Annotated in this window: 7 protein-coding genes; 2 read left to right on the plus strand and 5 right to left on the minus strand. The window is 70.7% G+C overall.

The window, feature by feature from the left end; genetic code table 11:
• Positions 1 to 1,893 (plus strand): SGNH/GDSL hydrolase family protein, encoded by a 1,893-nt coding sequence (locus G1H19_RS10140; RefSeq protein ID WP_152727606.1) that lies wholly within the window; start codon positions 1 to 3, stop codon positions 1,891 to 1,893.
• Here G1H19_RS10140 and G1H19_RS10145 read toward each other — a convergent pair.
• The 4 genes from G1H19_RS10145 to G1H19_RS10155 all read right to left on the minus strand — a co-directional run bounded on the left by G1H19_RS10145 (position 1,890) and on the right by G1H19_RS10155 (position 10,655).
• Positions 1,890 to 6,956 (minus strand): SDR family NAD(P)-dependent oxidoreductase, encoded by a 5,067-nt coding sequence (locus tag G1H19_RS10145; RefSeq protein WP_162392261.1) that lies wholly within the window; start codon positions 6,954 to 6,956, stop codon positions 1,890 to 1,892. The two genes, G1H19_RS10140 and G1H19_RS10145, sit on opposite strands and share 4 nt — an antisense overlap.
• A 30-nt stretch (positions 6,957 to 6,986) precedes the next feature.
• Complete coding sequence (locus tag G1H19_RS10150; RefSeq protein WP_322099342.1) at positions 6,987 to 10,196, minus strand: non-ribosomal peptide synthetase; 3,210 nt, start codon at positions 10,194 to 10,196, stop codon at positions 6,987 to 6,989.
• Between the two features lie 88 nt (positions 10,197 to 10,284).
• Positions 10,285 to 10,416 carry a hypothetical protein gene (locus G1H19_RS23925; RefSeq protein WP_268895274.1) on the minus strand — a complete coding sequence of 44 codons (132 nt, stop codon included), beginning with the start codon at positions 10,414 to 10,416 and terminating at the stop codon, positions 10,285 to 10,287.
• A gap of 35 nt (positions 10,417 to 10,451) precedes the next feature.
• Positions 10,452 to 10,655, minus strand: coding sequence for a hypothetical protein (locus tag G1H19_RS10155; protein WP_152727603.1), 204 nt, complete (start codon positions 10,653 to 10,655; stop codon positions 10,452 to 10,454).
• Between the two features lie 165 nt (positions 10,656 to 10,820).
• Here G1H19_RS10155 and G1H19_RS10160 point away from each other — a divergent pair, with 165 nt between their 5' ends.
• On the plus strand, positions 10,821 to 11,402 hold the full coding sequence (locus G1H19_RS10160) for an ankyrin repeat domain-containing protein (RefSeq protein WP_152727602.1): 582 nt from the start codon (positions 10,821 to 10,823) through the stop codon (positions 11,400 to 11,402).
• Here the strand turns inward: G1H19_RS10160 and G1H19_RS10165 are convergent.
• Complete coding sequence (locus G1H19_RS10165; protein WP_407647094.1) at positions 11,381 to 12,805, minus strand: CUAEP/CCAEP-tail radical SAM (seleno)protein; 1,425 nt, start codon at positions 12,803 to 12,805, stop codon at positions 11,381 to 11,383. The two genes, G1H19_RS10160 and G1H19_RS10165, sit on opposite strands and share 22 nt — an antisense overlap.
• Positions 12,806 to 12,813 lie beyond the last annotated feature (8 nt).

Raw genomic sequence — 12,813 nt, forward strand, 5'->3', positions numbered from 1 at the left:
ATGACCGGCACCCAGGCTCAGTACGTCGGCCCTTGGCTCATCGAACCGGTGGCCGGCGGGGCGGCGCTCCGACGCAGCGACGAGGAGTCGCGGCCCGGTGCGTCCGGCCCCGACTGGGATCCGATCGACAGCATTCCGGCCGCCGGCGATGCGCGCCGGGTCGTCGTGCTCGGGGAGTCCACCGCCCGGGGCTGGCCGTTCGAATCGTTCGGATCACCAACATCGGTGCTGGCCCGGAACCTGCAGTCGGCCGGCGAGTTCCAGTGCATCGACCTGGCGAAGGTGGGAGCGGACGGCCGCGTCCTGCTCGATCTCGCCGGAAAGCTGTCGTTGCTGCACCCTGACGTGGTCGTCTCTTTCGCGGGCAACAACTGGATGATGCCGCCGGCTACCGACGGCCGCCGGATGGACCAGTGCGCAGACGACGGGCTCAACCGCCGGTTGGCCGACGCGCTCCGGGCGGGGGGCTATCGCGGGCTGAAGGAGGCCGCGACCGCGCACGCTATGACTGCCGTGCGTGCGTACACCGAGCAGCTGGTGCGCCTCCATGCGGAGACGGGCGCCACCGTGGTCATCGTCGTGACCGAGTACAACCTGAGCGGTTTCGCTCCACCCCCGGACATCCAGACACCGGTTCTCCCAGGATCCGACCTCGCCCGCTGGCACGAGCTACGGAGGCAGGCCCAACAGGCGCTCGCGTCCGGGAACGCGCGGGCTGTCGCCCGGCTCGCGGCCGAGATGATCGACATCGACGGTGGGTGCAGCCCGGTGCCCGGCTGGCTCGCCGGCCGCGCGGCTGTACTGGCCGCCGACGGCCGGGCGGCTCGCCTCGCCTTCGAGCAGTCGCGTGACTCGGTATGCGGACTCATGCTGCGGTACACGCCACGCGTCACGCGGGATGTGCAGCAGTTGCTTGTCGACGTCGCCGCCGAGAACGGGTTCCCCTGTGTCGATCTCCGACGGGTCCTGGCCGATCCCGACCTTCCGGACATTCCGGACGAGTCCTGCTTCCACGACTACTGCCATCTCAGCGATACCGGCATCGAGCGCGCCGCAGCGGCGATCACTGATGCCGTGCTGGCCAGGCCTGCGGGATCGACCGCGCCAGGGCCGGGCCTGTCCCCCGTCGTTCGCGCCTTCGGCCACGCGCGCGCAGCGGCTCATCTCGCCTTCCAGGCACAACCGGCCGACGCCGTCGAAGCGCACCTGCAGGCGGCGCTGGACCTGGAGCCGGGGCTGGTCCCGTTGCTGCGCGACGTCCGCGAACTGCTGAGCGCCCCGGTTCCTGGCTGGACCGATCCCGCCATGGCACGTCTGTCCGAGGACCCGCAGATCCAGCCGTTCGTGGGCGTCATGACCGGGAACCCAGGGCTCACACCGGAGCTCTGGAGCCTCCGCGACTGCCTCGAGAGCGTGCTGGGGCAGTCGGAGACCGTGGCCAGCCAGTCCCAGGTCGACCTGCTCCTCCCGTCGGATCCCGACGGTCATCCGCTCCCGAACTGGACGCAGCCGTGGGCGCACCACGTGGCCTGCTCGTCGGAGTCGGTCCTGCTGTTCGCTCTCGACGGGCCTCGTGACCTCGAACTCACCATCGAGTTCCGGACCCCATGGGCGGACCCAGCCGCGTCGGTGGAGGTCGGGTGCAACTCAGCACGGCTCGCGGGCCCGGAAGCGAGTCGCAGCTGGTCGACGGTGCGACTGTCGATCGCAGCGGCCCAGACGAAACAGGGCGTCAATCGGATCCGAATCTCCTGGCCTGTTCCACGCCAGGACACAGAGGCGGCCATCTGCGCCGACGCAGACGCCCTGGAGACAGGCGAGTTCCCCATGATCGTCCCGGTGTTCGGTGAGCTGTACGACGCCCGCATCCAGATCACGGGGATGCCGGCCTAGATCACGATCTCCTCGCGGGTCCCGTCCACCGAGATCACCAGCTCACCGAGTGCGTCGTCCGCCGATGCCGCCGCCGCACCGTCAGTCGACTCGGTCCCTGACTCTGCCTCCACGGAGACGGCCAGCTCGCGCACCGTGGGGGCCTCGAAGAGATCGTCGAACGGCAGTTCAGTGCCGGTCTCCTCCCGGATCCGCGCCAGGACCCGCAGCGCCACCAGGGAGTCCCCGCCGAGCTCGAAGAAGTCGTCGTCCATGCCTACGTCGTCGATTCCGAGGAGCTCCATCCAGATGGCCCTGATCGTCTCCTCTGCCGACCGCCTCGGCGCGGGCACGGGTGCGGCAGCGGGACTGACGGTCGGTACTGCGGAGAGGGACTCGTATCGGCCCTGGAGATCGAGCAACTGGTCGAGCGGCTGGGTCGACACCAGCACCACCGGACCGGGTCGGTGGCTCACGATCCGGTCGAAGAGGTCGACGCCTTCCGCGTCCGTCAGGCCCTGGAGCAGGTCGGAGTCGTCCAGGAGGGTGGCGCCGGGACGCGGCGGGCGGGCGGAGAGCTGCTCACGGGCACGCGCCCACATGCCCGCCTCCACCCAGTCGGTCCAGGCAATGGTGATGACGTCGGGCCGGGGACCCGTGGCACGGTGGGCCGCCCAGGCGTTCAGGAACTCATGGCCGGCCAGGTACCCGACCTCGCCAAACTTGAGCCTCGAAAGCACCGTGCCGATCGAGGAGCAGAACACGACGAAGGACGGCGTATGGACCGCGAGCACTTCGGCCAACGCGGATACACCGTGCAGCTTCGCGGTGAGAGCCGTGACGGTCTCCGCCTTGGTCCGCCGCTGCAACACGCCTGCCGGATCGGTTACCCCGGCGGCGTGTACCAGTCCGCGCAGGGGCCCGAACCGGTCCGTTGCCCGGGCGAGCACCTCTCGCATTCGCTCGGCATCGGTGACGTCGGCCTGCTCGTAGACCACGATGCCGCCGGCAGCCGAGATGCGTCGCAGCCGCTCCATCACCGTCCTCTGCCGCTCCGGCAGGATCTGCGCTCCGAGGTGGGCCTCCCAGTCCGCGGGATCGGGAAGGGCCGTCCGCCCGGTGAGGACGACGGGCGCACCGGCGCTCGCTAGGTGCTCCGCGAGGGCGAGCCCCACTCCCCCCGTACCGCCACAGATGACGTGGAGCCCGCGAGGGAGCCACCGCGAGGCTGGGAGGGGCACCGGTTCGACCGTGGGGAGCCAGCGAAGGTGACCCCGCACGGCCACCCGCTGATCGGGCAGCCCGGCGAGCAACTCGTCGACCACGACGGACGCAACCGCGTCCGCGCCGGCGTCGTCCGGCAGGTCCAGCACCGCCGACCGTAGCGCCGGGTACTCCTGTCCCATGACCGCGGTAGCCGCAGCGACGGTGGCCTGGGCTGGCCGATGAAGGTCCTGGCCGACGACCTCCTGCGCGGCGCGCGTCGCGGCGAGCAGGAGGTGCGTTCGGCCGGGCCGCCGCCTCCCGACGGCCTGCGCCACTGCGACGAGCCCGTGGAGCCCGGCTTCCTGCTCGTCCTCCGCGCCGCCCTCGCCGTACTCCGTGCAGGCCGGATACAGGTACAGGATCGCGTCCGGGTCGTACTCGTCCAGAACCGAACCGACGCGGTCGGCCTCGATGCTGAACCCCCGGGCCCCGCACAGGGTCCGCCGCTCCACGCTCTGCGCATCGACCCCGCGGGCCTGCAGCACGACCACGACCGCGGCAGCGAGTGGGCCGTCACCCAGCACCAGACAACGCCGAACGGGAGAGTGCTCGTCGTCCGGCACCGACGCGGGGGGCACCCGCCGCCAGCCGGGCAGGTAACACCAGTCCCCCGGGTCCGGTCGGCGCGGCGGCATCCGCTGGAGAGAGGGCTCCTCCACCGGTGCAGCACCGGACCTGCGGGCAAGCACGAGCGCCGCGTCGGTGCCGGCCTCGATCACCTGCTGCTCGTCGCCGATGTCGGAGATGGCCCGTCGCCACCCCTCCGGTTCGAGGAGTGGCGACGTCGACCGCAGGTCGTCATCGAAGTGCCACCAAGCGGCCGAGAGGCCGAACACCATGGACAGCCAGCGGTGGCGAGCGGTGGTCTCCACGATTCCCAGCACGCCGCCGGGAGCAAGTAGCCGCTCGCAGTGTCCTAGTGCTCCCGGTAGGTCGCGCACGGCGTGGAGGACGTCCAGCCCGACGATCAGGTCGAAGGAGCCCGGGGCGAGCCCCTGGGACACCGGGTCCGTCGAGATGTCGAGGACCCCGAACCGGAGGTCGACCGGTGTGGTCAGCACGTCCGCGGCACGGTCGGCCAATCGGTCGACGACGGCTCTGCTGATGTCGGTCACGAGGTAGTCGGCGCGGCGGAGATCGAGCTCCGCCGCGAGCGCGCGGGTCAGGCGTCCGTCTCCGGCACCGATCTCGAGCACGCGCAGTCGCGGGGTCGAGCGCTGTATCCGTCTGGCGAGCCGGGCCAGCAGCCCGGCGGCGTGGCCCACGTCGTCCCGCGTCCCGGCGGGTGCGCTGCCGTCCGGCGCGCCCCCGAGGGTGCGCTCGAGCAGAGCTCCGCTGCCGTCCGGATAGAGCGTTGCCAGAGCTGCTCCGGGCCGGGACAGGGCCACCGGGTAGCTGGCCGCACAGTGCCTGAGCAATTCGATCATCCCGGCGAGGGCCGGCGCCCGTTCGCGAACCGCCGCCGCCACCGCGTCCGGCGTGGCCGCGTCGCCGATTCCTGGGCCTGCCGCATAGACGGCCCCCTGCCGGATCAGAAGACCATCCTCCACCAGGATGCCGACGAGCAAGTCAGCGAGCCGGCGAAGCGGAGGAAGCACCTGCAGCGCCTCGTGGACGTCCGACAGCTGGAAGGAGCTTCCCTCGTCCAGCGGAAGGCCGGCCTGTCGGAGAGTGGTGAGCGCGAGGGCCGCGCACAACGGGTCGAGCAGCGAACCGTCCGCGCCGGCAGGCAGGGACCGCTCGCTGGCGGTAAGCCCGTCGGTCAGTTGGTCGAGGCGGGTCTGGCCCCCACGGTCCGCACCGCCGGCCATTCGGTCGGTGACCGGAGGATCGATCCAGCACCGCCGTCTCCGCAACGCCCGTGCGGGCACCAGGGCCCGCGGCCCCGGGTGGGATCGGCGGTACCGCCCCCAGTCGATGTCGTGGCCGCCCGCCCACAGGGCCGCCACGCAGGCATACAAATTGACGACGGGATCGGGATCCGGCCCGCTCACCGAGGCGGTGACGTCGAGCGCGGCCGACGGGGCGAGATCCGGACGATGAGCGATCCCCGTCTCGGCAGCCACCAGGGCGCAGCGCTCGGACGCACCGGTCAGGCCGCCGACCGGGACACCCAGCTCCAGGAGCGTCCGAACGAGTGCCTCGTCCGCTGCTGCACCGCTACCGCCGCGGGATCCGATCGCCGCCAGCCTGTCAGCGAAGATCGGCAGCTGCGCCAGCCTGGTCACTACGTCGGGCTCGAGCACAGGGCCACTCAGCAGGAGCACGGGGGCGGTAGTTGCGGGCGCATCTCCGGCGAAGCGGTAGCCACCAGTCGTGGGCCTCGACCGGAGCAGGTCGGCTGCCGTCCGGGGGTCGGCCGCCAGGACGGCCAGGCGGTGGGCCGCCGGGCTGCGGCTGACCAGGGTCCGGGACACCGCAGCGAGGTCCGCGTCCACGCCATCGCCCTCCAGCCAGTCGGCCAGCTGCCGGGCACCCGTCGAGAGCGTCTCTGCGTCCACCGCTGACAAGACGAGCGGCACCATGGGCGGCCGGGTGGCGACGTCGGCCGTCGCCTGCCGCACCACGGCGTGGGCATTGGTCCCACCTATGCCGAATGCGCTGACACCTGCGGTTCGCCGGTCGCCGTCCCACGCCAGGGTGTCCATCGCCGGCTGGAAGGGAGTAGAGGGGAAGTCCAGCGCCGGGTTCGGCGGGTCTGCGTGCAGGGTGGCGGGGATGACTCCGTGCTCGACCGCGAGCACTGCCTTCACCAGCCCGGCCGCTCCAGCGGCGGCGTCGAGATGCCCGACGTTGCTCTTGACCGAGCCGATCGCACAGAAGGACCGGTCGGCGGTGCCGAGCCGGAAGGCCTGGGTCAGGGCCTCGATCTCGATCATGTCGCCCAGTGCCGTTCCGGTGCCGTGCGCCTCGACGAGCCCGACCTCGCGGGCAGTCACGCCGGACACCGCATGTGCCTCGGCGATGACGGCCGCCTGCCCCGCGACCCCGGGAGCGGTGAAGCCGGCCTTGGCCGAGCCGTCATTGTTCACCGCCGAGCCCAACAGGACGGCGTGCACGTGGTCGCCGTCCCGCTCGGCGTCCGCGAGCCGCTTGAGGACGACGGCGACGACACCGCTGCCACCTACCGTCCCCGACGCGCCCGAGCCGAAGGCCCGGCAGTGCCCGTCGGGTGAGTAGATCCCGTCCTGGCGGTAGTGGTAGCCCTGCCTGGTCGGGATGAGCAGCGAGACGCCTCCCCCGATCGCCATGTCGCACTCTCCTGACAAGAGGCTCTGCGCGGCGACGTGGACAGCGACGAGCGAGGACGAGCAGGAGGTGCCGATGGCGATGCTGGGCCCGGAGAGGCCGAGCTTGTAGGAGATGGTTGCCGGGAGGAAGTCCTTGTCGTTCCGCGTGAGCACCCGGAAGCCGCCCAGATCTCGGACCAGCTCCTCGTGGGGCAGGAGATTGCGGACCAGGTAGGAGCTCATCGTGGCGCCCAGGAACACGCCGACCGGTCCAGGAGCCGGGCTCGAGACGTAACCGGCGGTGTCCAACGCCTCCCACACCACTTCGAGACACACGCGGTGCTGTGGATCGGTGATCTCGGCATCGCGCGGGGTGAAGCCGAAGAGGTCGTTCGCGAACACGTCGATGTCGTCGAGTACGCCCTCGGCTCCGACGAAGCGGTCATCGTCATGGGATGCACGCGCATCCACCGCGGCGTCGCCGAGCCCGAACCGGCTAATCGACTCGACGCCATGGGTGAGGTTCCGCCAGAACGACGCCACGTCCGCCGCTCCAGGGAACCGGCCGGCCATCGAGATCACGGCCACGGCCGGATCGTCACGCTGTGGCATCGAGGATCATCCCCTTCCCGACCGTCGAGCCCTGACCATGCGCCGCGCTGATCCCCGGGCGGCCCCTTCGGAGAGCCCAGCGACCTGGAATGCCGACGCGCCGCCCTGGCCGCGACGTTCCTGCACCATGTCGGCCTGCGCTGCGATGGTCGGGCTCCGTAAGAGGTCAACGAGGCGGACCCCGGTATCGACTTGCTCCTGAAGTGCAGCGTGCAGCAGCAAGAGCGTCAAGGAGTTCCCGCCGGCGTCGAAGAAGACGTCGTGCACGCCGACGGCGTCCCGCCCCAGCACCGACTGCCAACAGCGCGCGATGGCGGCTTCCAGCTCCGACCGGGGCGCGACCACCTCGGTAGACGCAGGAGCTACGGGAAGGGCCGCCAGCCGAGTCCGATCGACCTTTCCGTTCGGCGTCAGTGGCAGGCGCTCCAGAACGATCCACTCGCGCGGCGTCATCGCCTCTGGCACACGGGCCATGAGCCAGGCCGCAAGATCGGCGCCACGGAGCTCGGCCGCTGCGGCCCCCGCCCCGACACAACCGATGAGGCGCCGCTCTCGACCGCTTCCCACCACGATGACGAGGGCCTCCTGCACGGCCGCGTGAACGCGGAGATGAGCCTGGACCTCGCCCAGTTCCACTCGGACGCCGAGAATCTTGACCTGGTGGTCACGTCGACCGAGGAACCGGAGATTTCCCGTCGCGGTTCGACGGACGATGTCACCGGAGCGGTAGACCCGGGAGCCGTCGAGAGCAGCCGGATCCGGGACGAACACCTGTGCGGTCATGGCCGGCTCCCCGAGGTAGCCCCGCGCGAGTAGGGGCCCACCGATGCGGAGTTCTCCGAGAACGCCGGTCGGCACGGTCGTTGCGTCGTCGTCGGTGACGTACAGCCGGACGCCTGCGATGCCGCAGCCGATGGTCGGTGTGCCATCCGGTCCCAACGGCTCAGTCGCGGTCACGTACGTCGTCGCTTCCGTGGGCCCGTAGAGATTCCGTACGGCGACCGCGGGGTGTCGGTCGAGGACGCGGGCAACGAGTCGACCCTCGAGCGGTTCTCCCGCGACGTTGACACACCTGGCCGTGGACGGGACCAGGTCGAGGTCCAGCAGCGTCTCCAGCACCGAGGGGACGGTGTTGAGGAGGGTGGCATGGCGGAGTGCGGGATGCCCCACGAGATCTCCGGGCGAGCGAACCAACGCGACGGTGCCCCCGGTGGACAAGGGCGCGAAGAGCTCGAACACCGAGAGGTCGAAGCTCGCGGAGGTCAGCGCCACCACCTCGCCGAGGTCCCGGTCGTCGTAGGCCGCCCGTGTCCAGTCCAGCAGCGCGGTGAACCCCTCCCGCCTCATCATGACGAACTTGGGACGGCCGGTGGATCCGGACGTGGCGAGCACGTAGGCCGCCTGCTCGGGATGGCTGCGGGCGGGGAACGGCACGCCGGAGAGGGATCCCCCGGCCGGACCGTCGTCCTGCGGTTCCGCTTGTACGGAGCCGTGCTCGATGCAGACGGTCGGCCCGCGGAATGCGCACCGTGCCAGAGCGGCCCGGGAACCCACGAGCGCAACCGCGCCGCTGTCGTCGAGCATCGCGCGGAGCCGCTCCTCCGGGTGTTCTGGGTCCAGCGGAAGAGGCGCAGCTCCGGTCCGGGCAACCGCCAGCAGGGCGACCGGCAGCGAAAGGCCTCGGGGAACGCAGACCGCCACAACCTGCTCGGGTCCCGCGCCGACCGCTTGCAGACTTCGGGCCACCAACCGGGTCCGGTGGTCGAGGGCCCCGTAACTGAGCTGCCCGTCGAAGGCTCTGACCGCGGTCCGGTCGGCACCGGCTCGCACCACCGGGCGCACGACGTCGAACATCCCGCGCTCGCGGCCGGCGGGCGCACCACCCTGGCGTGCTCGTCTGCGGGCCAGTGTCGGGCGCGGCCCGCCGGCCCGGACGGCGGTCAGCCGAGTCACTGGCGTCGTGGGATCGGAGAGAGCCGCCTCGACCACGGTCCGGAAGTGCTCGGCGAACTCTTCGAGCAGCGGCGGAGAGCAACGTCGGGGATCGGCTTCGAGCAGCACCTCCGCGCCGTCCTCGCCATCACTCACCGTGATCTCCAGCTCGTACTTGGCCGCCGGAGTGGGAACCCGCAGCAGTCGGGTGTCGAGGCCATCGAACCGCGGGGGGGCCGGCCTGCTGACCGTAGTGAGGAGTACCTGGAACAACGGAGCGACCCCGGGCGCCCGGAAGTGCCTCGACACGTCGACAATCTCCTCGAACGGCGTGTGCCGATGCCCGAGTGCCTCGAGGAGAGCCTCCCGAGCGAGGGCCAGCACCGCATCGAATGACTCATGACGCGCGATCCGTACTCGCACGGGGAGCACGTTGACCCGGTGGCCGATCTCCTGCGAGTCGTCGTCCAGGTCGACGGGAACACCGATCACGACGTCAGTACGGCCGGTGTACCGGTGCATCACGACGGCGAGACACGCCAGGAGCACTGCCGGCACCGTGCTTCGATGCCGGTGGGCCAGCTCCTGTGCGCGCCGCCGCGACGTAGACCGGAGGGTCCAGCGCGCTGTGGGCACTGCGACAGCCGGGTCCGCGTCCCCCACCTCGGGCTCCGGCCACACATGCGCGACTGGGGGGAGGTCGGACAGCGCCGACCGCCAGAAGTCCAGATCGCTCGCGCCTCCCGAGGGGTTCGGACGAGCGCCGGAGTCTCGGGATCCCCCGGGAACGGCGGCGGGGACGCCCAACGCGGACGCGCGGGCCAGCGCTTCGAGGTCGCTGACCAGCGGGGTCACGCTCCGCCCGTCGAACACGATGTGATGGACCACCAGAGCGAGGACGTGGAGTTCCTCCGCGACCGCCACGAGGCACCAGCGATAGGGACGGGCAAGCACGAGGTCGAAGGGGTGTCGCGCGAAGGCGCCGAGCACGGCGGTGACGTCCTGACCGTGCTCCAGACGGACGATTGGTAGCGCCACTGGACCAGGAGGACAGACGGTCCCGGCAGCTCTTCCGGAGCGCACGTCGAACCGCGAGCGGAAGGCTGCGTGGCGTCGTTCGACTCCGGAGAGCGCCGCGCCGAGGACGTGCGGATTCAGGGCGCCGCGCAGTTCCACGGCAAGACACACGTTGTACGCAGTGTCGGACGGGTCCAACTGGTGCAGGAACCACAGCCGCGCCTGTGGCGGTGGCAGGCGGAACCAATCGTCGTCGTCCGTGCCGATCTCCGTCGTGCCCCCAAGTGTCGGGCGGCGGCCTCTGCCCCGACCGTGCTCGGCCCCCGTCGGGTGACGAGCACGGTCGGGTGCAGGGTCACATCACCATTGCTTCCTCGTACGCCGCCTCGGCGCACCGCGCCTGCGCCTCCATGCCGCCGTACACGGTTGACAGCTCGGCGTCGTCGAGCTCCAGAGCCTCCAGCTCCTTCTCGTCCATCTCCCTCACCTCCCCACCGGATTCCGAGCGCGAAACAATCGACTTCAGCCGAACAGTCGGCGGTACTGGAGCGCCAGGAGCACGAGGACAACGAGGAGGGCGACGAGCACTGCCCAGAGGATCTTGAATACCGCGGGCCGCACGGCTCGCGGGAAGAGGTCACGCACGTCCTCGTCCGAGAGGGCGAGCTCGGACCCGAAGGGGAGACTGAGCGCGCGGGACCGGTCCGGGTCATCCACCACTGCCATGTCGCCCCCAGGACAACGCGCCTTCGGCCGCCGACCAGCGGCGAGAGGGACAACGGAACCGCGTGGGCACTCTCCGTGTCAACAACGGTCGCCACAAGCATCGGCGATTCGCCGGCGCGCCCGTAGCATCCGATCGGGCAGAACCGTCTCGTCGAAGGAGCCGACATGACCGAGGACCGTCCTGCGCAGTCCCTGTTCGAAGCTGTAGCCGCCGGGGACGCGGATGCCGTGCGGGCCGCCGTGGCCGCGGGCGACTCCCCCGCTGTTCGGGACGGGGACGACTGGAGTCCGCTGGACCACGCCGCCGGGCGGGGTGACGCCCAGATCGTCCGCATTCTGCTTGACGCCGGTGCCGACCCCGCCGCCGAGGGCCGTGAGCAGCGCTCTGCCTACCGGATCGCTCTGGCTGCCGGACACGTCGACGCCGCGCGGGTGCTGCGGGCCGCGCTGGAGGCCGCGGACCCCGCGACAGCAGCGCAGCACCAGTGGCGGCCGTACTGCCGGGCCTATCCGATCGGGAGGCTCCGGGCGGCCCCCGGCTGGCGGGACGACGCCGCCGACCTCGACGACGCGGCCATCGTGTTCGTGCACGACGACCTGACGGTCACCCGGGACATGTGGCGGGACGAGGACGTCCTCTACGCCGACGTGTCGGCGGAGTGGACATCCTTCTGCGCGGAACAGCTGGGCTTCGCCGTACCCGATGACTTCGACCTGGTGCCCGATCAGAAGAGCGGGGTCATCTGAGTCGCCACCGGCTCCGCGCAGCAGAACCACGGCTCGCTCAGGTGTGGCACTCCCACGTCAGCTGCAGCCATGGACGGTAGGGCCCGAACCCGGTCGGCCGCCGCCCCGCTGAGCATCTCGCTGGTCACCGCCACCATGCGGTCGAACACCGCCCCACGGGTGAGTTCGGCTCCGGCGACCTCCTCGGTGACGGCGAACAACGCCAGCTGCAGTTGGTCCATGACCGGATCCGGGTGAGCCCATTCGTAGCAGAGCTTGTCCGGATCGAACGGTCCGAGCCAGGGCGCGAGATCAGGAAGCTCCAGGAGGCGCGAGCCGGCTGGTATGAGCAGCCGGATCGCGTACTGGACCGGAGACACGGTGCCCACGAGGTCCAGCTCGTAGATGGCCACGAGGAAGTCGGCGAAGGCGTCGGCGGTGATCCACGGACTGAACGCCACGAAGGTCGGGTTGAGAGCGATCCCCGCGTCGGCGAGCAGGCCGATGGCGCGGTGGAGGTCAGCTCTGGTGTGCCGCTTGTCGAACACCTCCAGGACCAGGTCGTCGAAGCTCTCGACGGCGCTGGTCACGAGGACACATCCGGTCTCCGCGAGCACCGGAAGAAGGTCCGGTTGGCCGACGAGGTGCTCGACCTTGATCGTGACGTCGTATGTCAGGCCGGGGTGGTCGGCGTGCAGTCGCCGCACGACGGTCATGGCATGACCCGGACCGTTGAAGAAGTCCGGGTCGCCGAAGGTGATGTGCTGCGCGCCGGCCGCCACCTGGGCGTCGATGTCGCGGGCGACGACATCGTTCTGCACGACCCGGAAGCGGCCGCCGTAGACCGGGACGACGGGACAGTGCCGGCAGAGGTGTTTGCAACCGCGGGTCGCCTCGGTGTACCCGGTGACGCGGCGAGTGCCGTCGGGCATCTGGAGGTAGGCGTACCGAGACAGGTCGGGGAGGCCCGATCGGTCCGGCGCCAGGAAGTCCTGCCTGGCCAACGAGACGATCGGTAGGAGCGCGGGTGACGCTGCCGAAGGGTCGCGAAGATCGGCGCACAGCTGACGCAACGGCTCCTCGAACTCGCCGCCGAGGATCGAGTCCGCGCCGACCTCGCGCAGCATGGGCGCGTTGGGCGGCCCGTACAGGCCGTACGCGCAGATGTGCGCGTCGGGATTGGCCTCGCGCGCCTGCTTGATCATGGGGACGGCCATGCGGGTAGCCGTATGCATGGGCACGTAGAAACCGATCAGGTCCGCCGACCGCACGACCGCCTCGGTGAGCATCTCCACCGACAGGTCGACGCAGGTGACGTCAGCGCCCGATGCACGCAACCAGGCTGCAGGTGAGGCCAGCCCGAAGGGCTGGTGCCCGAGTTCGTAAGTGGAGATCAGCAGGACCCGTAGGGGCTCGCGGACCACCGAGCGGG

Source organism: Goekera deserti (assembly GCF_010685995.1).
GTDB lineage: Bacteria > Actinomycetota > Actinomycetes > Mycobacteriales > Geodermatophilaceae > Goekera > Goekera deserti.